Origin of the sequence: Ewingella americana ATCC 33852 (assembly GCF_000735345.1) — a bacterium.
GTDB classification, from domain to species: Bacteria; Pseudomonadota; Gammaproteobacteria; order Enterobacterales; family Enterobacteriaceae; genus Ewingella; species Ewingella americana.
Window position 1 is genome coordinate 44,091 of the sequence record NZ_JMPJ01000064.1, and the last position, 21,476, is coordinate 65,566.

The window sequence follows — 21,476 nt, forward strand, 5'->3', positions numbered from 1 at the left end:
TTTATGCCTATAAAAAGCACAAAAACCAAAATACTGTTGTAGAAATTCAACATATCGCCCTAAGATGAAACACCATATATAGCCATCAATAGATATATGGAATACTACATCTTTGATTATTTACCACATGGATAGGTGATAAACATGACACGTAACGAAAAACAATCCTCAGAAAGCGTCGCCCGCCTCGCGGCCGAAACCCTCAATAATTCCAAAGCCAGTAGCCTTGAAAAAAGTCTGGCAGGCTCAGTGCTTTCACAGGCCAGCTCTAAAAACCAAACCGGTGCCGAGATGGAAGCTATTGCATCCAAAGCTTTAAAAAGCGCCTCCTCAAGCGAGGTCGCCAAAACGCTGGCCGGTTCAGTGATTGCTCAAGCCAATAAAGCACGCTAAGACCCAAAGCTGGGCTGAGTCCCAGCTTTTTTTTGCACGACAAAACCCGCCAATAATTTAGCGATAAGTGAATAAAGTTAGGGAATCAATACTAAGTAGGGAGTGAGCGAAAAACGCGGAAGCCCTGAAATGGTGGAGGCCCTGCCAGCTACATCCCGGCACACACGACACCTGCCATGGCTGCTTCCTTCCGGACCTGACCGAGTTAACAAGTTAGTGTTGCGGGAGAACCAACAGGGCCTCCATTGTCGTTGTTGGCTTCGCGACTCATTGCTGAATAATCGAAGCGGTGGGCATTATCAGTGATGGCCGTGGCAATTGCAAGTTAACCGCCGACGACCGTTGTTTTCTTATACAACCACGCCTGATACCTCATTTATCCAGCAGCAGTTTGCGGCATAATGGCAATGCAACCCACAAGGAGCCAACCATGTCGGAGACAGATAACTTTCGCCATCGCGTCCTACAGATCATCGCCGCCATCCCCTACGGCCAAGTGACAACTTATGGCAATGTCGCCCAATTGGCCGGGTCGCCGCGCGCGGCGAGACAGGTCGGCGGCGTGCTGCGCAAATTGCCCGAGGGCAGCACCCTGCCGTGGCATCGGGTGATTAATCGCCACGGCGAAATTTCCCAGCAAGGGGAAGATTTTAAGCGCCAGCGTCAGGCACTGCTCGAAGAAGGCATTATGTTCGAAGGCGGGCAGATTGATCTGCAGAAATATGGCTGGAAATGGTGAATTCTGGTCATAAAAAAACACCGCCTAGGCGGTGTTTTTCTTTTGCTCGACTGACTCTTAATTTGCTAAGAATTAATGTGCTAAGAATTAATAGCTAGGCTGAGTCGGTGCCGGAGCGGGTGCTGGCGCACCTGGTCCACCCGGAGGGGTTTCAAGACCCGGCTGGTTCGGGTTGCTTTCTGGCCCTAATCCATTGGGTTTGGTTGTCACAGGCACTGAGGCAACTGGGACTAACTGCAAGTCAGCTTTGGTACCCTGACCACGGTTAACCACCTCTTTGATGCTATCCGTAATGAAGGTCAGCTGACCATTCACCGTCACCGCCGCACTCAGAATTACGCGTGCGTTAGGCGGGACATCCTGCGGGTTGTAAGGCAGGATAAAGGTAAATGGAGCCTGTTTCCCACCGGTACGTGCCACTTTCTGCGCGATAACGCGTGAAGGCGCATCAGCCAGAGAAGCATCAGACAGGGTAACTGTCAGCACAGCATCAGGTGGCAATGCCACGCGCTGTGAGATGTTTACCGTACCCGACACGTTTGGCCCGGTGATAGCTGGCCCTGATGGACTCGCCGACGTATTCGCGGGCGCTTCCTGTGTTGGTGCTGGGTGCGATGCACAACCGGCCAGTGTGATAGACAGCGCGGTTCCACCTACAATCTGCCAAAGTTTCATTGATCGTTCTCCTTTTTATTATTCGCTTGTCGACAAGCTCAAATAAACGCCGACTATGAGTAGTGGCTTAAACCACCTTGCGCATTAATCATGGCACAAAAAACTGACCTTTTCCTGTCGCAGCCCAAAATCAGCTTCTGAGCCATGCTTTTATCCACTATTATGAATGAGATACCCCACATTTCCTGATGCTGCACCTTGATTTATCAGAGTTTTCCGAGGCGGCAAAAGGCTAACTTTCATGAGGCCACCGATGAGTCAGGCACTACAAAAATTACTGGATCTGCTGGATCTGGAAAAAATCGAAGAAGGGTTGTTTCGTGGCCAAAGTGAAGATCTTGGCTTGCGTCAGGTCTTTGGCGGGCAGGTGGTTGGGCAGGCACTTTACGCCGCCAAGCAAACCGTGCCTAGCGACCGTGGTATCCACTCTTTCCACAGTTATTTTCTGCGCCCCGGCGACAGCAGTAAGCCAATCATTTATGACGTCGAAATCCTACGCGACGGCAACAGTTTCAGCGCCCGCCGCGTAAAAGCAGTTCAGCACGGCAAGCCGATTTTCTACATGACCGCCTCTTTCCAGAGCCATGAAGAGGGCTTCGAGCACCAGAACACCATGCCGGACGTGCCGCCGCCGGAGTCGTTGATTTCAGAATCGGATATCGCCAAGAGTCTCGCGCACCTGATCCCAGAGAAAGTGCGCGACAAGTTCATCGGCCAGAAGCCCATCGAAATGCGCCCGGTGAAGTTCCACAATCCGCTAAAAGGCAGTAAAGAAGAGCCGCACCGCGCGGTGTGGTTCAAAGCCAACGGCGAGATGCCCGATGATCTGCGCGTGCATCAGTATCTGCTGGGTTACGCCTCGGACTTCAACTTCCTGCCTACGGCCCTTCAGCCGCACGGCGTCGGCTTCCTTGAGCCTGGCATGCAAGTGGCGACCATCGACCACTCCATGTGGTTCCACCGTCCGTTCAAGCTGGACGATTGGTTGCTGTATGCCGTTGAAAGCTCTTCGGCCTCGGGCGCGCGCGGCTTTGTGCGCGGCCAGTTCTATACTCGCGAAGGCGTACTGATTGCCACCACGGTGCAGGAAGGGGTGATTCGCCAGCGCGAAATCCCATAACTCGGGTTACAACTGCTTCGAAAATGCATAAAAAAGGGGCGATATCTCTATCGCCCCTTTTTGCTTTCATCATTATCCGTTAAGTGTTTCTAAGCACGCCGGACAGTTTGTTGTGTTTGCTTTTTATTATATTTCTGTTGAACAGAAATTAGCGCACTACTCTCTTTGAAATCAGACGCTTAACCGATTATTGGTTGTAAGCGTTTTCGCCGTGGCTGTTCACGTCCAGACCTTCGCGCTCTTGTTCTTCAGGAACACGCAGGCCAACCAGCACGTCTGCCACTTTGTAAGCGATGAAGGCTACGACGCCAGACCAAATCAGGGTGACGCCAACGCTCAGCAACTGGATCCACACTTGGTGACCCATGGTCACGCCTTCTGCATAACCCACGCCGCCCAGAGAGCTGGAGGAGAACACGCCAGTCAGGATACAGCCCACGATGCCACACACGCCGTGAACGCCGAACACGTCACAGGTGTCATCAACGTTGAGCCAGTGTTTCAGCGTAACCACGCCCCACAGGCCAGCAACGCCGCCTACCAGACCGATAATCAATGCACCGCCAACGCCTACGGTACCGCAAGCCGGGGTGATAGCAACCAGACCCGCGATAGCACCGGAGCTTGCGCCCAGCAGTGAAGGTTTGCCGCGCACCATCCACTCAACCAGCGTCCAAGACAGGATTGCACCCGCGGTCGCCATAACAGTGTTGAGGAAGGCCAAGGCTGCGATAGAGCTTGCTGCGCTAGCAGAACCGGCGTTGAAGCCGAACCAGCCAACATACAGAATCGATGCGCCAGTGAAGACCATTGGCAGATTGTGCGGTTTGAAGGCTTCTTTGCCGAAACCAGCACGTTTGCCCACCATGTATGCGCCCACCAGGCCAGCAACCGCGGCGTTGATGTGAACAACAGTACCGCCCGCGAAGTCCAGCGCGCCGTCAGCCGCCAAGAAACCGCCCGCCCAAACCATGTGTGCGATTGGCAGGTAAGAGAAGGTCAGCCAAATCACGGTGAAAATCAGTACCGCGGAGAAGCGAACGCGCTCTGCCAGTCCGCCAACCACCAGCGCCACGGTAATACAGGCGAAGGAGCATTGGAACGCAACGTGAATAAGCTGTGAGAAGGTGCCGGTAACAGAGTCGAGGCCGATGCCTTTCAGCATCACATTGCTGAAGCCACCAAACACGGCGTTACCTTCGCTGAACGCGACGCTGTAGCCATAAAGCATCCACAGTACGCAAACCAGCGCGAAGGTCACGATGACCTGAGTCAGCATAGACAAGACGTTTTTGGAACGCAGCAAGCCGCCGTAAAACAGCGCCACGCCCGGAACCGTCATGAACAGTACCAGCGCGGTACAGATCATCATGAAGGCGTTATCTGCGCCGTTAGCTACCGCAGGTGCAGCAGCCATGGCAATCGATGGCAACAGGGCAGTTGCACCGAGCCCCATCATCGCGAGAAGTTTTTTCATTGTTAACCCACCCCGTTTCTCAAAGACTGCAAATTGTGATTTAAAGTAATAAGGCTGAAATTACAGTGCTGCTTCGTCGGTTTCGCCGGTACGGATGCGAATAACGCGTTGCAGTTCAGCAACAAAAATTTTGCCATCGCCGATCTTGCCGGTGTAGGCCGCTTTGCTAATCACGTCGATCACTTCATCAAGCTGATCGTCGGCGATCGCAATATCGATTTTTACTTTTGGCAGGAAGTTAACGCTGTACTCCGCGCCGCGATATAACTCTGCGTGTCCTTTCTGGCGGCCAAACCCTTTGACTTCCGTCACGGTCAGGCCCTGAATTCCTACAGCTGACAGTGCTTCACGCACGTCTTCCAACTTAAAAGGTTTGATCACCACAGTAACCAGCTTCATGTTGCCACTCCTCGAATTAAGAGCCTGCCGCGAGAGGACTCTCGCCGATACGCAATGGATAAAGCAAAGGCTGTGCCAGAGTTGTTTAAGAGCTGAGATCTGGCGTTTTGTGGCTTAAAGGCGGGATTTCGGAATAGTCGTTGCAGGGGCGAGGCTCAAAATGGTGCAAATAGCCCAACCCCTAGCGCACTATTTAAGTGCGCGACGCTATTTTTCAGTGCAAGGGAAATTTGACCTAAAGAAAGGCTGCATGAAGATGGTGCAACGGCAAAGGGCAAGGCTTGGGAAACAGGAGAGAAAAGAAGCGCGGCGACCGGAGGGCGTCAAGTCACCGCGAGAGGCTTAGCCATTTTCAGCTACTGGCTGCTCGTGTTGTGAAGAGGCGAGCTCCTCGCCCACCAGCTGCAGCTGATACATTTGATAATAACGGCCTTTTTCGGCTAACAGTTGGAGATGGTTACCCTGCTCCACTGCCTGACCGCGATGCAGCACCAGAATGTTATCGGCATCAACAATGGTTGAAAGGCGGTGGGCGATGACCACCAGCGTGGTCTGCTGGCGAATAGCCCGCAGCGCGCGCTGAATCGCCTGTTCTGTGCCGGAGTCGATGTTGGCGGTTGCCTCGTCAAGGATCAAAATTTCTGGCGCTTGCACCAGAACGCGCGCCATGGCCAGCAACTGCTTCTGTCCGACAGACAGATTATTCCCCTGCTCGCCGAGACGGGTGTTGATGCCATCCGGCATTGCGCGGATCAGCGGCGCGAGTTGCACCACTTCAAGTGCGTGCCACACCTGTTCTTCATCGATATCGCGACCCAACGTGACGTTGGCAAAAACCGACTCCGCCAGCACTACGGGGTCCTGTTGCACCATGGCGATGCCTTTACGCAGGCTAGTGTGGGAAAGCTCGGACAGCGGGCGGCGGTCCACGCGGATCTCCCCCTGATTCACCGGGTAGTAGCCCATCAGCAGGTTGGCTAAGGTGCTTTTACCACTGCCGGTATGGCCGACCAGCGCCGCAAAGCCGCGCGACGGCACTTGCAGGGAGATATTCTCCAGCACCCATTTGTCCGGGCGATAGGCGAAGCTGACATTACGAATATCAATCTCGCCGCTGCACAGCGGCTTGTCGTCGCTGCCGTACTGCTGCTGGGTGCGATCCATCAAATCAAAAATACGCTCCCCGGCTACCACGGCTTGCTGATAGATAGACTGCTGCGAGGTCAGCGCAATTAACGGCTCGTTTAAACGCCCGAGGTAGTTAATGAAGGCGTAAAGCACGCCGACGCCAATCGTCCCCTCGGCGCTGAAACCAAATAACAGCAGCAGGCCGCAGAGGATCAGCGAGGCAAACAGGCTGAGCAGCGGGCGCAGCAGGAAGCCTTCCAGCCGCAGCGTCTGCATACGCGCCGCGTAGTGGGACTGGCTGGCATTGGTCAACCGCTGCCCGAAACGCTTCTGCTGGCGGAACTGTTGAATCACGCCCATGCCGTTAATGACTTCGTTAAAACCGTCATTAATATCAGCCAGATAGCTACGAACGCGTCTCACCACCGGCGTGCTGTACACCTGATAGATAGCCATCACGATGAACACCGCCGGGAAGATGCAGGCGGAGATGGTCGCCAGCCGCCAGTCGAGGCTAAACATAGCAATCAGCATGGCACCAATCAGCGCCACGCTGCGCAGCACGGTGGATACCATTGTGACGTACAGGTCGCGGATCACCTCGGTGTCGTTGGTGACGCGGGAGATCAGCTGCCCCACCGGCTGGGTGTCGAAAGCGCTGAGAGGTTGGCGCAGCGCGGCGTCCATCACGTCGGTACGCAGCTTCTGTACCACGCCCACCGCGGCGCGGTTGAACAGCAGCGCCTGATAGTAGTGCAGACCGGCGGCGAGGAATTGCAGCACGATAAAGCTTATCGCCAGCAGGCTGACCATGCCCAGCGGCAACTGGCCCTTCGCCACATAATTATCAATAAAGTAGCTGATGAGGATCGGCCCGAGCACTTCCGCGCCCGCCGCCACCCACAGCATCAACACGGCTATCGACAGGGGTTTGCTGTAAGGCTTGCCGTAACTCAATAGCCTTTTGAGCGTCGGCCAGCTTTTCTGAATTTTAATCATGTTTTATATCAACCAAACTCGGGGGTTGTTGATCCACAGGAAGCTGATCCACTGGAAGGTCATCCGCCGGAACGTCGTCCAGCGCGGCCTCTAACTGCTGGTAGCGATACATATCGCGATACCAGCCGAGCCTTGAGGAGAGCTGCTCGTGGTTGCCGCGTTCGGCCACGGTGCCATTGCTGAACACCAGAATTTCGCTGGCATCCACCAGCGCCGACAGGCGATGGGCGCTGATGATCACCGTGCGGTCGCTGCCCCAGGTCCGCAAGTTATGCAGAATTTGGTGCTCGGTGCGACCATCGACGGCGGAGAGCGCATCGTCCAGAATCAGGATCTCAGCCTGAAGCAGCAAGGCGCGGGCAATGGAGATACGCTGCTTCTGGCCGCCGGAGAGCATCACGCCGCGCTCGCCGACTTCCGTTTCGTAGCCCTGCGGCAGGCGCAGGATATCTTCATGGACGCTGGCTAACCGCGCGGCTTCTTCAATCTCCTGCTGGGTGGCATCAGGGCGGCCGAGCGCGATGTTCTGCGCCACGGTGTCGGAGAATAAGAAAGGCGTCTGGCTGACCACCGCCATGCGCCCGCGCCAGTCGTCCAACTGGATTTCTGGCAGTGGCAGGCCGTGGAACTGAATGTCACCCTGCGTGATGTCGAACTGGCGCTGAATCAGCGCCAGCAAGGTGCTTTTACCCGACCCCGTCGGGCCACACAGCCCCAACATCTGGCCCGGCTTGAGCACAAAGTCCACGGCTTGCAGCGCAGGCTGGCTGTTCTCTGGATAGTGGAAATCATCAATCTTCACCTCCAGCGTGCCACGCCCGGCAGGCAGAGGCGTTTTGCCATCCACCACGCTCGGCGCTTCCTGTAACAGGCTGCGAATACGGCTGTAGGCGGCACTTCCGCGCTCAACGATGTTGAACATCCACGCCAGCGCCAGCATTGGCCAAATCATCAGGCCAAGGTACATCACGAAACTGGTGAGCTGGCCGAGCGTCAGGTGGTCATTGACCACCATCCAGCTGCCGCCGCCAATCGCCAGCATGTTAGCCATGCCGATGGCGACATAGATCGTCGGGTCAAAACGGGCATCCACGCGCGCGACGTGCATGTTCTTCACGCCGGTATCTGCAGCGACGTCGGCAAACTGCGAAGATTGGTGATTCTCAAGGCCGAAGGCTTTGATCATGCGAATACTGGTCAGGCTCTCTTGCGCCTGATCGTTGAGGGAAGAGAACGCGGCCTGCGCGGTCTTAAAGCGCTGATGCAGCTGGTCGCCGTAGCGCTTGATAACAATCGCCATAATAGGCATCGGCACCAGCGACAGCAGCGTCAACTCCCAGCTGATTTGGGTCGCCATGACGATCAACACCGCCAGCCCCATCACCAGCGAGTCCACCAGCGTCAGCACCCCTTCACCGGCGGCAAACACCACGCGGTCGACGTCATTGGTGGCGCGCGCGATCAGGTCGCCAGTGCGATGGCGCAGATAAAACGCCGGATGTTGGCGACTCAGCTGCTTGAAGAAGTTCTGCCGTAGCTCCACCGCCAGCTGATAAGAGGCGCCGAACAGCAGCACGCGCCAGACGTAGCGCAGCAGGTAGACCAAAATGGCGGTGCCCAGCATCAGACCCAACCAGGCGAATAACACGCCGGAAGTCATCTGTTTAGAGGTCACGCCATCAATAACAATACCGACCAATTTCGGCGGCAGCAGTTGCAAAATAGCGATAATGATCAGCAATGCAACGGCCCCGAGGTAACGTCGCCACTCGCGGCGGAAATACCAACCCAGTTGAGCAAACAGTCTCACGCAGATTTATCCATATTCTTAAGATTTTTATTATCAAGCAGCGGCAAGAATACCATCCTTAACATGCCAGACAGATGAAACTTTTTTCGAGCTGGCCTTAACGGCTTGCCAGCTCAAGAGCTGGTTACAGCGGCAGCTCGGTGGTGGATTTAATCCGCTCCATCGCGAAACTCGAGGTCACGTCGATCAATCCCGGCACACCGTTTACCAGACGTTTGTAAAAGCTGTCGTAGCTTTTCATGTCGGCCACCTGCACTTGCAGCAAATAGTCGTACTCCCCGGCCATGCGATAAAAGCCCAACACTTCGGGTAATGCTGCCACTTGATCGACAAAATGTTGGTACCAATCGCTGCTGTGGTGCTGAGTTTTTATCAGCACGAAGGCCGTGAGATCCAGCCCCAGCTTCTCGTTGTCGAGCAACGCCACCCGGCCACGAATAATGCCCTCATCCTCGAGGCGCTTCAGACGCTTCCAGCAAGGCGTGGTGGTCAGGTTCACCGCCTCAGCCAACACATTGATGGATTGTGTGCAGTCCTGTTGCAGCATCGACAGCAGCTTGCGGTCTATTTTATCTACCAAGTCGCCTCCCGAGAGAAAATCATTCTCTTTAGGTCTTCATTTATGGGCTAAAGAGTAACTTATTTCTCTGCACAATGCGTTAATCTAAGCGCAATCAACATCTCTTTGCCGACGGACTTCATCATGACTAATGCTTGGGTAAACCACGCCATAAAAGAAATCGACGCCGACTTCCAGCGCTCAGCCGATACTCACTTAATGCGTCTGAGCCTCAGCGATTTCCCCGGCATCGCGCTCTATCTGAAAGATGAAAGCACCCATCCGTCGGGCAGCCTGAAACACCGTCTGGCCCGCTCGCTGTTCCTTTACGGGCTGTGCAACGGCTGGATCCGCGAAAATACGCCGATCATTGAAGCCTCTTCAGGCAGTACTGCCATTTCCGAAGCCTATTTTGCACGTTTACTCGGCCTACCCTTTATCGCAGTTATGCCATCCTGCACCGCGCCGCGTAAAATTCAGCAAATTGAGTTCTACGGCGGGCGCTGCCACTTCGTGGAAAACTCCAGCCAGATCTACGCCGCCTCCGAGCAGCTGGCGCGCGAAATGAACGGTCACTATATGGATCAGTTCACCTATGCCGAGCGAGCCACCGACTGGCGCGGCAACAACAATATTGCCGACAGCATCTTCCGCCAGATGTCGCTGGAACCTAATCCGGTGCCGCGTTATCTGGTGATGAGCGCCGGGACCGGTGGCACCTCCGCCACGCTGGGCCGCTACATTCGCTATCAGGGCTACGACACCGAACTGGTAGTGGTTGACCCAGAAAACTCGGTTTTCTACGACTATTACCAGCAACGCGACCCGAGCGTCACCGCGCAGTGCAGCAGTAAGATTGAAGGCATTGGCCGACCGCGCGCCGAACCGTCCTTCATTCCGAGCGTCATCGACAGCATGATGCGCGTACCCGACGCCGCCAGCGTGGCGACCGTGCAATGGCTGGAAGTGGTGCTGGGTCGCAAAGTCGGCGGTTCAACCGGCACCAACGTCTGGGGCGCGCTGCAATTGGCGAAACAGATGCGCGAGAAAGGCGAAACCGGCTCCATCGTCACCCTGTTGTGCGACAGCGGCGAGCGCTATCTGAATACCTATTTCGACCCGGAATGGGTGGCGGCGAATATCGGCGATATCAGCCACTACAGCGCGCAGCTGGCGGGCATCCGCTAAGACTGCTAAAAAGTGAAAAGGCGACCTGAGGTCGCCTTTTTTGCATTAACGTCTGGTATATCAGGCTGTTAACGCTCTTCCAACGGATAGCTACGGAAGCTCCACAGTCCCATGGTTTTCAGCGCGTCGCGGTAAATCCCCTGCTTATCGCCCTGAGAAACGCTTTGCATCTCAGCCAGCGGCTTGTCGATGGCGGCCACGGAAACATACTTAATGTCACGCGGGCCGGTTTCCCAACTGGCGATGGTGAACAGAGCCTGCGAGCGGCGCACGTGGCTGCCAGAGCTGACAATCACGGCATTCTTGATGCGATGTTTGGCCAAGGCGTAACGGCTGAACAGCGCGTTTTCCACCGTCGAGCGGGCGAAGTTGTCCTGATAGATGCGTTTGCTGTCCACGCCCTTCTCCACCAGCCACTGCGCCATCAATTTACCTTCGGTTTGATGGTTCTGCGGCACGCCGCCGGTGACCACAATCATCGCGTCAGGCAGCTGTTTAGCCAGCTCCAGCGTTTTCTCCAGACGCTGAATCAGGATTTTATTCATTGAGCCATCCGGGTCCAGCGCGTAGCCCAGCGTCACAATCGCCGTCGGCCCGGTAAAGGATTTGGCTTCGTCAGCAGGCAGATGGTCGCGCAGCGGCATGGTGGTGACGTGGTCAATTACCGTGAACACTTTCTTCAGTTGATCCACGCGCCCCGGATTCAGCTGCTGCAATTCTGCCAGCTGAGCGTCGGTTCCGGCGGTGTCGCCCTTGAAACGATCCCAAGCCGCGATGTAGCTGTGGGCGTCAACGTCGTCCGGCGCAATCTCCAGAATCTGTTTGTACAGCTCAAGGGCTTTATCCACGTTGTTATTGTAGATGTAAGCGCTGGCGGTGCTGAACAGCAAATCGGCGCGGTAAGGCTCCAGTTTGCTGGCCTGTTGCAGCCTGTCGGCGACAATCTCCATATTGGTTGGCAGCTTGCCGGTAAAGCCTGCGTCAGAAATACGCGCCGGAGATTTAAACGCCGTCAGGGCGTCTTGGATCAGAAAATCAACGGTTTGGCGTTCGGAAATATATTGGTGGTAATCAGCCTGTGGCTGAACGGTATCAATGGCCCTGGCGGACACGTTGGCAGAAATCAAAAAAGCTAAAGCAAGAGCAACGCGGGTCACTCGTGGAGTAGTGATCATTATTTTATCCTTAAAAGGTTAACTACCTGTCTGGACTATAAATAAAAGCGGAATTAAGAAAAAGACGCGTGGCGGAGAATGGGCGAACTATATGAAAGTCATATGACAGTTTTGTGACAGATGCACGCTAGGCAGAAAAAAGCCGGGACAGATAGCCCGGCTGGCTGAAATAACCTTAATATTCGGGGGAATAGGTGAGGTGTGGTGAATGCAGCCAATGTTGTAAAAAGTGAGACACCGCCTGATGCTGGCAATGTCCGATAACTTGCAGGTGCGGAGCCTGCTGCTTGAGCACCGGCAGGGCGTTGCCCATCACCAGCCCCATGCCCACGCTTTCCAGCATTTCGCGGTCATTCATGGCATCGCCGAAGGCCATGCACTCGGCCATTTCAATGCCCAGTTGCTGGGTGAGCAGAGCCAGCGCGCTGCCTTTGTTGCTCCCGGCAGGCATGATGTCCAGACAATCTGCCGCCGAGAAACATAAATCAACCCGCCCGCCAAAGTGGCTTTCCAGCTGCGGAACCAGTTGCAGCAGGACGTCGTGCGGCGCGCAGAAACAGACTTTGCTGTTGCCGCTAATTGGCAGCTCGGCAAAGTTACACAGCTGATAGCGGAAGCCGCTGAACTCGTGGGGAACCAGCAACTGCGGGTCGTCGAGGTCGGTAAACCAGCCTTCATCGCGGAAAACGTGGCGACTGGCCGGGGTATCCCATTGGGTTCTCAGCAGCTCTTCAGCGCAGTCGTCGGGTAAATCGCTGGCGTACAGGCGATCGCCGTGCAGATTGTGGATGCGCGTGCCGTTGCCAGTGATGAGATAGCCTTCCAGCCCCAGATTCGCCAGAATGTCTTTCATCTCAAGGTAGTGACGCCCGGTTGCAAAAGTCAGCGTCATTGGCTTTTCAGCCAGCTGAGCCAGCGTGGCCAGTGTCTTTTCACCTAAACGGTGATCAGGCATTAACAGCGTGCCGTCCATATCAAATGCAGCCAAACGAAACATAACACCTCGCGATTATCCCACCGGGCAGGATGAACAATTTCAGCTGCCGTGGTGTAGAAAGTTAGCAAAACGAGTATGCAACTCGATTTGCGGAAGTAATAGTGAACAGTTTAAAAATAGTGTTCCTGATTTAGCTCACACTCCGTGACTTTGCTCCATGTTCCCCGCCAGCCGCTGGGTTATGCTCCAGCTTCGGGTTTCTCTTCAGTGGAAGTGGGTGTGAAATGCGTTTGCAAAACCGTCTTAATCAGTTTCAGCGGCTGTACGCCAGCGTGGGCAGCCAGCCTGCGACGGTAAATGTCAGTGAGCTGGCGGAAGTCTTCTGCTGTAGCGAACGCCACACCCGCACCTTGCTGTCGCAGTTTCAGCACGCAGGCTGGATAAACTGGCATTCGCAGGCCGGGCGCGGCAAACGCGCCGAGCTACAGTGCCTGTATACACCAGAAAGTTTACGGGGAAATTACTTACAGCAGCTGCTGAAAAATGGGGAACACTCGGCAGCGCTGCAATTTAGCGAAGTCGATCCGAATCACTTAAACGCCTTGCTCGCCCCCCATCTTGGCGGCCAGTGGCAGGCCGACGCCCCTACACTGCGCATTCCTTATTATCGCAGCATGCAGCCGCTGGACCCGCAAACCCTGACCGGCCGCGCCGAGCAGCACTTGGCCCATACCATGCACGCCGGGCTAACTCGCTTCACGACGGGCAATCCTCTGCCCCAGCCTGATTTGGCGCACCATTGGCAAATCAGTAATAACGGCAAAACGTGGCATTTCTTCCTGCGCAGCCAGCTGTATTGGCACAACGGCGAGCCGATTCATGCCGAACAGCTTCGCCAGCAGTTTGAGCGCCTGCGCCATTCGCCGCGCAGCAAGCACGCCTTTGCCGCCGTGGCGGAGATAAAGCTGCCTCATGCGCTCTGCCTGCAATTTGATCTCGAGGTGCCGGACTACTGGCTAGCGCACCGTCTGGCGGATCTGAGCTGTTTGCTGTCTCACCCCGACGATGCCTTCTGCGGCGCGGGGCCTTTCCGTCTGGCAAGCTTTGCCTCCGAGCTGGTGCGCCTTGAGCAGCACGCCTACTACCACTTACAGCGCCCTTTCCTCGCCGCCATTGAGTTCTGGATAACCCCGCAACTGTTCGCGCAGCGCGATAATGTCAGTTGCCAGCACCCGGTGCGCATCATGCTCGGAGAGCAGGACGAGCTAGCGGATGTTAAACCGGTAAAACGCAGCACCAGTCTGGGCTTTTGCTATATCGCCGCCAACCTGCGACGCCAACATTTAACCCCCGAGCAGGCGCAAAAGGTGGTGATGATTATTCAGCGCTCTGGCCTGTTGAATCATCTGCCGATTGATCACGACTTGGTGAAACCCAGTCGGGAGATGCTGCCCGAATGGCCGATCCCCGAGCATCAGGCCGATGGCGTGGTATTGCCGAAGACGCTGAGATTGCTGTTCCACCCGCCGGTCGAGCTGGAGTTTGTTGCACAGGCGCTACAATTGGCACTGCTCGCCGAGAACTGCCAACTGGAGATCGTTTATCATCAGGGCCGCGTGTGGGACGACGAGAGCGGAATCAATCAGGTCGACCTGATACTGGGCGATCGCCTGATCGGCGAAGCGCCGGAGGCCACGCTGGAGAACTGGCTGCGCCAAGACATGCTGTGGTCGGGCATTTTGAGTGATGAAGATTTAGCGCAGCAGGCACAGCGCCTCAAGACCATTCAACAGCTCCCGCTGGCGGACAAGCGAGCCGAGGAGCTGCGCGACCATTTTTACCATCTGATGAAGCGCGGCAGCATTACCCCGCTGTTTAATTATCAGTATCAGGTCAGCGCGCCGCCGCGCGTCAACGGCGTGCAGCTCACCGCGTGGGGCTGGTTTGATTTTTGTCAGGCGTGGATCCCCCCGCCGCTCTCCTAAGAGTCTATGATTGAGGCTGTTCAGCTATCTCAAAGAAAAGTAACATGAGCCCCATAAATTTGCCGGGATCGGCGGCAATGCATTCAAGTACAAATGGATAAAAACATGAAAAGAGCAGTAGTGGTTTTCAGCGGCGGTCAGGATTCAACAACCTGCCTGATTCAGGCTTTGACGCAATACGACGAAGTACATTGTATTACCTTCGATTATGGTCAACGACATCGCGCTGAGATCGACATTGCTCAGAAGCTGTCGGTAGAGCTGGGCGCTAAGGCTCATAAGGTTCTGGACGTTGGTTTGCTCAATGAGCTGGCGGTCAGCAGCCTGACCCGCGACAACATTCCGGTTCCGGCATTGGGTGAAACCGAAGAAAACGGCTTGCCGAGCACCTTTGTGCCGGGTCGCAATATTCTGTTCCTCACGCTGGCGGCTATTTATGCGTATCAGGTGCAGGCTGAAGCGGTGATCACCGGCGTGTGTGAAACCGACTTCTCCGGCTACCCGGACTGTCGCGACGAGTTCGTCAAAGCCCTGAAACACGCCGTTTCATTGGGCATTGCGCGTGATATTCGTTTCGACACGCCGCTGATGTGGCTGAACAAAGCCGAAACGTGGGCGCTGGCCGATTATTACCAGCAGCTGGATCTGATTCGCCATCACACCCTGACTTGCTACAACGGGATTGCAGGCGATGGCTGCGGTGAGTGTGCCGCCTGTAACCTGCGCGCCAATGGCCTGCAACAGTATCAGCAAGACAAGGTCGGCGTTATGGCTAGCCTGAAGCAGAAAACCGGGCTGAAGTAACCTGCCCCTGTACTTAGCCGGGCTAGCGCTATAGCCCGGCCGTTCGCGCCTTTCTTAACCTCGCGCCTACTCCTCTTTCAGCTCCAACTCGCGCAACCTTTCCAACAGCTCGCCTTCCAGCGTCATTGCCTTCTGGGTGCGCAGATCAATGCAGACGAAGGTCAGCGTGGCGTCAGCGACGATATCGCCATCGTGGGTCACCACTTGCTCGAGCACGCCGCTGCGGGTGTTGAGCTGCTGGAGGCTGCTGTCGATACGCAGCACGTTGCCCAGCGTGGCGGGTTTGCGGTAGTTAATGTTGATGTTCACGACGATGAAGGCGATGTTATTCTCGCTCATCCACTTAAATCCGCTTTTGTTATCCAGCCACTCCCAGCGCGCCGTCTCTAAGAATTCCAGATAGCGGGCATTGTTAACGTGCTGATAAACATCAATATGAAAACCACGAACGGTAATAAAAGTATGCATAATTGCTTTCCGACTCCGACAAAATAATCGTTAAACCCTGACAACTGGTCAGATGTCTTATGAGATTAGCAGAAGAAAACGGCACCAACCGTTAACAGGTCAGCGCCGCGACTTTCGTCACAATTTCAATCGGTCCCTGTTGCGCTCAAACAGCGCGGCACCAATCCCCGGCACTTCCTGCAACTGTTCGACCTCGGTGAACTGCCCAAGCTCCTCTCGGTAGCTGACAATAGCCTGCCCCTTCTTCACGCCGACGCCGTTCATCACGCGGGCGAAATCCTCTGCAGAAGCCGTGTTGATACTCACCGTGCTGTCGTCAGCGGTGCTGGCCTTCTCCTTCTTGGCCTGAGCCGCATCAAGCTTGCTAGCAGGTGTTTGAGTCGCGGTAGTTGCCGTCGTCGCCACCTTACTGGTGGCCGCCGGGGCTGCCTGTAACATGACCGGCAGAGTGGAAAGGCCAAGGGCTAAGGCCAGTGACAGAGATGTAATACCCAATTTTTTCATGCTGTATCCTCCATGTGTTTTCAGCACGGACAGAGTGCAGCAAGTTTAATCAGGCAACAATTGGCAGATTCAAAATGTGGAAAAGGCCGCGAAAGCGGCCTTTGTTTGTTGCAACACGTTGCATAACGCTGCGAGGTTTACTGGACTTGTGCAGCAGAACCCAGCTTAATTTTTGCTTCCTGACGCAGGTTCGACAGCAGAGCATCGAAGGTTACGTTGGAAGAAGATTGCTGCAGCTCTTGCTCGAAACGTGTGGTTTCATTGTCAGGCAGCTTGCCTGGATTAACCGCAGTCAGCTGAACCAGTACGCTGTTGCCTTGGTCATCCTGAGACAAACCGTAAACCGGCTGGTCTTTTTGCGGATGAGGCAGCGCATAGACATTCTGCTCGAAAGCAGATGGCTGTTGTGAACGCTGAACCTTCTGCACGTCACCGAAGCTCAAACCAGCGGCTTTCAGAGCTTCATCACCCTTGCCTGCTTTCAGAGCCGTCAACAGCTTCTCACCGTCAACGCGCGCCTGATCTTCAGCTTTCTGGCGCTTCACCATGGTCACAACCTGCTCTTTCACTTCAGCAAAAGGTTTAACGCCTTCCGCTTTGTGAGCATCAACACGTACCACGAAGGCGCGATCGCCATCCACGGTGATGATGTCAGAGTTGCTGCCCGGCGTACCGTCTTGACCAATCAGGCCACCATCAAAGATTGCCTGAACGACAGGTTTGAAGTTGATGCCCGCAGGGATAGATTGCTGCGTGAACCAGTCAGTGTGAGTCGCTTTAACGCCAGCGGCTTCTTCAGCAGAAGCTAAAGATTCGTTGTCGTTGTTAGCGGCTTCGCTGACTTTCTGCTGCAACGCGTAGTAAGCGTCAGTGGCTTTATCTTGTTTCAGCTTATCAACGATGCTGTCGTGAACCTGTGCCAGCGGCTTGATCTGCTCTGGTTGAATGTCTTCCAGACGCAGAATGAAGAAACCACTGTCAGATTTAATCACGCCAGACACCTGACCTTTGGTGGTCAAGTTAGCGCTTTTGAACTCTGGCAGCGTGGTTTCAGGCTCAACCCAGTCCATCAACCCGCCCTGCTTACCGCTCAAGGTATCGATAGATTTGGTTTTAGCCAACTGGGCAAAGTCAGCGCCATTTTTCAGTTCAGCGGCAACCGCATCGGCGTCAGCTTGGTTTTTCAACACGATAACGCTGTAACGACGGCGCTCCGGCTGACCAAACTCGCTCTTATGCTGATCGTAGTAAGCACTGATATCCGCGTCGGTAACCGTGGTTTTCCCTTGTAAAGCAGCAGCATCCATTTCGATGTAGCTGACTTTGACTTCTTCAGGAGAAACGAAGTTGTTTTTGTTCTGGTCGTAGAACGCTTGCGCTTCGCTGTCGCTAACCTGCTGTTTGGCAGCAAGGGCTGCGGTATCCAGCGTCGCAGTGCGAACATCACGCTCTTGCAGCAACAAGTCTGACATGGCGCTGGTTTCAGATGGCAGAACGAAATCTGAAGTACCAAATGCCTGAGCTAACTGCTGGCTAACCAACTGCTGTTTCATCAATTTGGCGAAGTTGTCCGCGCTGTAACCCATACCCTGGATACTTTGCAGATACTTGGCGTTGTCGAAATGGCCGTCGGTTTGGAATTGTGGGGTCGCCAGAATCGCGTCTTTGATCTGTTGATCGCTAACGGTGATGCCTAGCTTCTTGGAATACTGATCCAGCAAAGTGACGTCAATCAGGTTATTCAGGGACTCTTGACGCAGTTGTTGCATATAACCTTCGCTGCCAGCCAGCGCAGAGAATTGATCTCCAAGCTGTTGTTGCAGTCGGCTACGCTGGTTTTGCACAGCTTCTTCCAACTGAGCACGTCCGATCTCCTGACCATTCACTTTCGCTGCATAGTCGCCTGAACCGCCGATCAGGTAGTTGCCCACCCCTGTCAAAATAAAGGACAGAATAATCAGGGCCAGAATGATTTTGAGCACGACGTGATTGGCGGCCGCGCGTAAATTGTCCATCATAGTGTGGCAACACTCCGCTGTAATAAAAAAAGCGCATCGAATTCGATGCGCCTTGTATCTTACCTTACCAGCCCGGTGACGTCAGGTTATTGTTTAACAACCAGACCTGAGAGTAAAAGCACCATGCTCGCTTTTGTCACGCAGGTTTGACGCCTGACCTGCAGGTAATTAACCGTTAACTGCGTCTTTCAACGCTTTACCAGCACGGAAACCAGGCACTTTTGCCGCAGCAATGCTGATTTCTTTACCAGTCTGTGGGTTACGGCCGGTACGCGCAGAACGCTCACGTACAGAGAACGTACCAAAGCCAACCAGTGCAACTTCTTCCCCTGATTTCAGAGTTTCAGTTACCGATCCCAGTACTGCATCTAATACACGTCCAGCAGCCGCTTTAGAAATATCAGCACCGGCGGCAATTTTGTCGATCAATTGTGACTTATTCACTCTATTCATCCCCTCTTGAAATTCTATCGTCACGTCGCATTTTCCCTGCGAATATGACAGCGAAGCTTTTATATCAAGCTTGTCAGGGCTATGCAAGCAACCGAAACCAGTCTTAAACGCACTGACAACTGACTAACTTAACGACACAAAAAAAGGCTGGCAAGTGGGATTTCACCTGCCAGCCTGAGTTTTATTGAACTGTGATGGTCGTGATCACTATTTTGCCGCTACCGGAAGTGCGCCGAACGCTGGATTTTGCAGAGCAAGATTCAAAACGTCGTCAATGCGCTTAACCGGATGGATCTCCAAATCACCTAAAACGTTGGCTGGGATCTCTTCCAGATCGCGTTTGTTGTCATCAGGGATCAGCACCACTTTGATACCACCGCGGTGAGCAGCCAACAGCTTCTCTTTCAGGCCGCCGATTGGCAGAACCTGACCACGTAAAGTTATTTCGCCAGTCATAGCAACGTCGGCGCGAACCGGGTTACCTGTCAGGCAAGAAACCAACGCGGTACACATGGCGATACCGGCACTCGGGCCATCTTTCGGCGTCGCGCCTTCTGGTACGTGGACGTGAATATCACGTTTTTCGTAGAAGTCAGCATTGATGCCCAGTTTGTCCGCGCGAGCACGAACCACGGTTAGTGCAGCCTGAATCGACTCTTGCATCACTTCGCCGAGTGAGCCGGTATAGGTCAATTTGCCTTTACCCGGTACGCAGGCCGTTTCGATGGTCAGCAGCTCGCCGCCCACTTCGGTCCACGCCAAGCCAGTCACCTGACCCACGCGGTTTTCGGTATCTGCGCGGCCGTAATCCACTTTCTGAACGCCAAGGAAATCTTTCAGGTTATCGCCGTTGATTTCGATGTGTTTCAGGGACTTATCCAGCAGCAGCTGTTTAACCGCTTTGCGACACAGCTTGGACAATTCGCGTTCCAGACTACGCACACCGGCTTCGCGGGTGTAGAAACGGATAATGCCAATGATCGCGCTGTCATCCACTGTCAGCTCGGTTTTCTTCAGGGCGTTACGCTCAATTTGCTTCGGCAGCAGGTGCTGTTTGGCGATGTTCAGCTTTTCATCTTCGGTATAACCGGAGAGACGAATCACTTCCATACGGTCCAACAGCGGCGCTGGAATGTTCATTGAGTTAGAGGTTGCCACGAACATCACGTCTGACAGGTCGTAATCGACTTCCAGATAGTGATCGTTAAAGGCCACGTTCTGTTCTGGATCAAGCACTTCCAACAGAGCTGACGACGGATCGCCACGCATGTCGGAAGACATTTTGTCGATTTCATCCAGCAGGAACAGTGGGTTTTTAACACCAACTTTCGCCATCTTCTGGATCAATTTACCCGGCATAGAACCGATGTAAGTTCGACGGTGGCCGCGGATTTCGGCTTCGTCACGTACGCCGCCCAGCGCCATACGCACATACTCACGGCCCGTTGCACGCGCAATGGACTGACCCAGAGAGGTTTTACCCACGCCCGGAGGCCCAACCAGACAGAGGATTGGCCCTTTGATTTTGCTGACGCGCGTTTGCACCGCAAGATATTCAAGGATACGGTCTTTGACGCGTTCGAGGCCAAAGTGGTCCGTATCCAGAACTTCTTGAGCTTTACGCAGGTCTTTTTTAACTTTGCTGCGTGAATTCCACGGCACCTGAAGCATCCAGTCGATGTAGCCGCGAACCACGGTGGCTTCGGCAGACATCGGGGACATCATTTTCAGCTTTTGCAGCTCAGCTTCGGTTTTTTCACGCGCTTCTTTCGGCATTTTCGCCGCTTCGATTTTGCGTTTCAGCGCCTCGTGCTCGTCAGGTGCGTCGTCCATCTCACCCAACTCTTTCTGAATGGCTTTCATTTGCTCATTCAGATAGTACTCACGCTGGCTCTTTTCCATCTGCTTTTTGACACGGTTACGGATGCGTTTCTCAACTTGTAACAAGTCGATCTCCGATTCCATCATCGCCATCAGATATTCCAGACGCTCAGTAATATCAAACATTTCCAGAACGGACTGTTTGTCGCTGAGTTTCAATGGCATATGTGCAGCGATGGTGTCAGCCAGACGGGCTGCATCTTCAATGCTGTTAAGTGACGTCAGAACTTCCGGCGGAATTTTTTTATTCAGTTTGATGTAGCCTTCAAACTGATTAATGGCGGTGCGAACCAGAACTTCTTGTTCACGCTCGTCCACGGCCGGAGAGTCGAGATATTCAGCCTGTGCGGCAAAATGCTCACCGTTGTCAGACAACGTGGTGATACGCGCACGCTGTAAACCTTCAACCAGCACCTTCACGGTACCGTCGGGCAGTTTCAGCATCTGTAATATGGAGGCAACCGTGCCTACAGAGAAGAGATCATTAACGCCCGGCTCATCGGTAGAGGCTTCTTTCTGCGCCACCAGCATGATTTTTTTGTCGTGATCCATCGCGGCTTCAAGGCACCGAATCGATTTTTCCCTGCCAACAAACAACGGGATCACCATGTGCGGATAAACCACCACATCGCGCAAAGGCAATACGGGGATTTCAATGCGTTCGGAACGCTCAGGGTTCATAGAGCTCTCTCTTAGTTTAGCTTCCGCCAGGTTAAGGAAATCTCGTGAAACACGAGTCAGACGGGTTTCAGCAAGTCGTTATT

19 protein-coding genes and 1 other RNA gene are annotated in these 21,476 nt (G+C 54.3%); 6 read left to right on the plus strand and 14 right to left on the minus strand.

Translation table 11 applies throughout. The features are described from left to right. The first annotated feature begins 144 nt into the window (after positions 1 to 144). The gene (locus GEAM_RS13545; protein WP_034792346.1) at positions 145 to 393 is read left to right on the plus strand and encodes a hypothetical protein; all 249 of its coding nucleotides are present in this window, start codon (positions 145 to 147) and stop codon (positions 391 to 393) included. Between the two features lie 139 nt (positions 394 to 532). Here GEAM_RS13545 and ffs read toward each other — a convergent pair. Next, positions 533 to 629: signal recognition particle sRNA small type (gene ffs, locus GEAM_RS22780), an RNA gene on the minus strand. Positions 630 to 823: 194 nt separating this feature from the next. Here ffs and GEAM_RS13550 point away from each other — a divergent pair. Then, positions 824 to 1,132: an MGMT family protein gene (locus GEAM_RS13550; protein ID WP_034792348.1), complete on the plus strand. Its 309-nt coding sequence runs from the start codon at positions 824 to 826 to the stop codon at positions 1,130 to 1,132. Positions 1,133 to 1,219: 87 nt separating this feature from the next. Here the strand turns inward: GEAM_RS13550 and GEAM_RS13555 are convergent, their stop codons facing one another. Next, the gene (locus GEAM_RS13555) at positions 1,220 to 1,807 is read right to left on the minus strand and encodes a YbaY family lipoprotein (RefSeq protein WP_034792350.1); all 588 of its coding nucleotides are present in this window, start codon (positions 1,805 to 1,807) and stop codon (positions 1,220 to 1,222) included. A gap of 253 nt (positions 1,808 to 2,060) precedes the next feature. Between GEAM_RS13555 and tesB the strand changes: the two genes are divergently transcribed. After that, positions 2,061 to 2,927 (plus strand): acyl-CoA thioesterase II, encoded by an 867-nt coding sequence (gene tesB / locus GEAM_RS13560; protein WP_034792352.1) that lies wholly within the window; start codon positions 2,061 to 2,063, stop codon positions 2,925 to 2,927. Between the two features lie 187 nt (positions 2,928 to 3,114). Here the strand turns inward: tesB and amtB are convergent, their stop codons facing one another. The 5 genes from amtB to GEAM_RS13590 form a co-directional block, all read right to left on the minus strand. Further along, positions 3,115 to 4,404, minus strand: a complete 1,290-nt coding sequence (amtB, locus tag GEAM_RS13565; protein WP_034792354.1) for an ammonium transporter AmtB — start codon at positions 4,402 to 4,404, stop codon at positions 3,115 to 3,117. Positions 4,405 to 4,464: 60 nt separating this feature from the next. Beyond that, positions 4,465 to 4,803: a P-II family nitrogen regulator gene (gene glnK, locus GEAM_RS13570; RefSeq protein WP_009639071.1), complete on the minus strand. Its 339-nt coding sequence runs from the start codon at positions 4,801 to 4,803 to the stop codon at positions 4,465 to 4,467. 342 nt (positions 4,804 to 5,145) lie between these two features. Next, the gene (locus tag GEAM_RS13580; protein ID WP_034792360.1) at positions 5,146 to 6,930 is read right to left on the minus strand and encodes a SmdB family multidrug efflux ABC transporter permease/ATP-binding protein; all 1,785 of its coding nucleotides are present in this window, start codon (positions 6,928 to 6,930) and stop codon (positions 5,146 to 5,148) included. Continuing rightward, positions 6,923 to 8,740: a SmdA family multidrug ABC transporter permease/ATP-binding protein gene (locus GEAM_RS13585; RefSeq protein WP_051899523.1), complete on the minus strand. Its 1,818-nt coding sequence runs from the start codon at positions 8,738 to 8,740 to the stop codon at positions 6,923 to 6,925. The genes GEAM_RS13580 and GEAM_RS13585 overlap by 8 nt, the downstream gene beginning before the upstream one ends. Before the next feature lie 124 nt (positions 8,741 to 8,864). Further along, the gene (locus GEAM_RS13590; RefSeq protein WP_034792362.1) at positions 8,865 to 9,320 is read right to left on the minus strand and encodes an Lrp/AsnC family transcriptional regulator; all 456 of its coding nucleotides are present in this window, start codon (positions 9,318 to 9,320) and stop codon (positions 8,865 to 8,867) included. Positions 9,321 to 9,443: 123 nt separating this feature from the next. Here GEAM_RS13590 and GEAM_RS13595 point away from each other — a divergent pair, with 123 nt between their 5' ends. After that, positions 9,444 to 10,487: a PLP-dependent cysteine synthase family protein gene (locus tag GEAM_RS13595; RefSeq protein ID WP_034792364.1), complete on the plus strand. Its 1,044-nt coding sequence runs from the start codon at positions 9,444 to 9,446 to the stop codon at positions 10,485 to 10,487. A 68-nt stretch (positions 10,488 to 10,555) separates the two neighbouring features. Here GEAM_RS13595 and GEAM_RS13600 read toward each other — a convergent pair whose 3' ends face one another. Together GEAM_RS13600 and cof are read right to left on the minus strand one after the other, a co-directional pair. Next, positions 10,556 to 11,662: an ElyC/SanA/YdcF family protein gene (locus GEAM_RS13600; RefSeq protein WP_034792365.1), complete on the minus strand. Its 1,107-nt coding sequence runs from the start codon at positions 11,660 to 11,662 to the stop codon at positions 10,556 to 10,558. Between the two features lie 175 nt (positions 11,663 to 11,837). Next, positions 11,838 to 12,659, minus strand: a complete 822-nt coding sequence (gene cof / locus GEAM_RS13605) for an HMP-PP phosphatase (RefSeq protein ID WP_034792367.1) — start codon at positions 12,657 to 12,659, stop codon at positions 11,838 to 11,840. A 224-nt stretch (positions 12,660 to 12,883) separates the two neighbouring features. Between cof and GEAM_RS13610 the strand changes: the two genes are divergently transcribed. Both GEAM_RS13610 and queC read left to right on the plus strand, forming a co-directional pair. Further along, entirely contained in the window at positions 12,884 to 14,584 is a 1,701-nt protein-coding gene (locus tag GEAM_RS13610; protein WP_034792369.1) for an SgrR family transcriptional regulator, read from the plus strand. Positions 14,585 to 14,689: 105 nt separating this feature from the next. Further along, positions 14,690 to 15,388, plus strand: coding sequence for a 7-cyano-7-deazaguanine synthase QueC (gene queC, locus GEAM_RS13615; RefSeq protein WP_034792371.1), 699 nt, complete (start codon positions 14,690 to 14,692; stop codon positions 15,386 to 15,388). Between the two features lie 66 nt (positions 15,389 to 15,454). On the opposite strand, the gene GEAM_RS13620 is transcribed toward queC, so the two are convergent. The 5 genes from GEAM_RS13620 to lon all read right to left on the minus strand — a co-directional run bounded on the left by GEAM_RS13620 (position 15,455) and on the right by lon (position 21,393). After that, positions 15,455 to 15,856 carry a YbgC/FadM family acyl-CoA thioesterase gene (locus tag GEAM_RS13620; RefSeq protein ID WP_034792373.1) on the minus strand — a complete coding sequence of 134 codons (402 nt, stop codon included), beginning with the start codon at positions 15,854 to 15,856 and terminating at the stop codon, positions 15,455 to 15,457. A gap of 117 nt (positions 15,857 to 15,973) precedes the next feature. Next, entirely contained in the window at positions 15,974 to 16,360 is a 387-nt protein-coding gene (locus GEAM_RS13625) for a ComEA family DNA-binding protein (RefSeq protein ID WP_034792375.1), read from the minus strand. Between the two features lie 137 nt (positions 16,361 to 16,497). After that, positions 16,498 to 18,378, minus strand: a complete 1,881-nt coding sequence (gene ppiD / locus GEAM_RS13630) for a peptidylprolyl isomerase (protein WP_034792377.1) — start codon at positions 18,376 to 18,378, stop codon at positions 16,498 to 16,500. Positions 18,379 to 18,546: 168 nt separating this feature from the next. Continuing rightward, entirely contained in the window at positions 18,547 to 18,822 is a 276-nt protein-coding gene (gene hupB, locus GEAM_RS13635; protein WP_034792380.1) for a nucleoid-associated protein HU-beta, read from the minus strand. 216 nt (positions 18,823 to 19,038) lie between these two features. Next, complete coding sequence (lon, locus tag GEAM_RS13640; protein WP_034792382.1) at positions 19,039 to 21,393, minus strand: endopeptidase La; 2,355 nt, start codon at positions 21,391 to 21,393, stop codon at positions 19,039 to 19,041. Positions 21,394 to 21,476 lie beyond the last annotated feature (83 nt).

Excerpts from the sequence above, each read along its gene's own strand:
- GEAM_RS13545 (WP_034792346.1), top strand. The coding sequence starts at position 145 with ATGACACGTAACGAAAAACAATCCTCAGAAAGCGTCGCCCGCCTCGCG.
- GEAM_RS13550 (WP_034792348.1), top strand. The coding sequence starts at position 824 with ATGTCGGAGACAGATAACTTTCGCCATCGCGTCCTACAGATCATCGCC.
- GEAM_RS13555 (WP_034792350.1), bottom strand. The coding sequence starts at position 1,807 with ATGAAACTTTGGCAGATTGTAGGTGGAACCGCGCTGTCTATCACACTG.
- tesB (WP_034792352.1), top strand. The coding sequence starts at position 2,061 with ATGAGTCAGGCACTACAAAAATTACTGGATCTGCTGGATCTGGAAAAA.
- amtB (WP_034792354.1), bottom strand. The coding sequence starts at position 4,404 with ATGAAAAAACTTCTCGCGATGATGGGGCTCGGTGCAACTGCCCTGTTG.
- glnK (WP_009639071.1), bottom strand. The coding sequence starts at position 4,803 with ATGAAGCTGGTTACTGTGGTGATCAAACCTTTTAAGTTGGAAGACGTG.
- GEAM_RS13580 (WP_034792360.1), bottom strand. The coding sequence starts at position 6,930 with ATGATTAAAATTCAGAAAAGCTGGCCGACGCTCAAAAGGCTATTGAGT.
- GEAM_RS13595 (WP_034792364.1), top strand. The coding sequence starts at position 9,444 with ATGACTAATGCTTGGGTAAACCACGCCATAAAAGAAATCGACGCCGAC.
- GEAM_RS13600 (WP_034792365.1), bottom strand. The coding sequence starts at position 11,662 with ATGATCACTACTCCACGAGTGACCCGCGTTGCTCTTGCTTTAGCTTTT.
- cof (WP_034792367.1), bottom strand. The coding sequence starts at position 12,659 with ATGTTTCGTTTGGCTGCATTTGATATGGACGGCACGCTGTTAATGCCT.
- GEAM_RS13610 (WP_034792369.1), top strand. The coding sequence starts at position 12,884 with ATGCGTTTGCAAAACCGTCTTAATCAGTTTCAGCGGCTGTACGCCAGC.
- queC (WP_034792371.1), top strand. The coding sequence starts at position 14,690 with ATGAAAAGAGCAGTAGTGGTTTTCAGCGGCGGTCAGGATTCAACAACC.
- GEAM_RS13620 (WP_034792373.1), bottom strand. The coding sequence starts at position 15,856 with ATGCATACTTTTATTACCGTTCGTGGTTTTCATATTGATGTTTATCAG.
- GEAM_RS13625 (WP_034792375.1), bottom strand. The coding sequence starts at position 16,360 with ATGAAAAAATTGGGTATTACATCTCTGTCACTGGCCTTAGCCCTTGGC.
- ppiD (WP_034792377.1), bottom strand. The coding sequence starts at position 18,378 with ATGATGGACAATTTACGCGCGGCCGCCAATCACGTCGTGCTCAAAATC.
- lon (WP_034792382.1), bottom strand. The coding sequence starts at position 21,393 with ATGAACCCTGAGCGTTCCGAACGCATTGAAATCCCCGTATTGCCTTTG.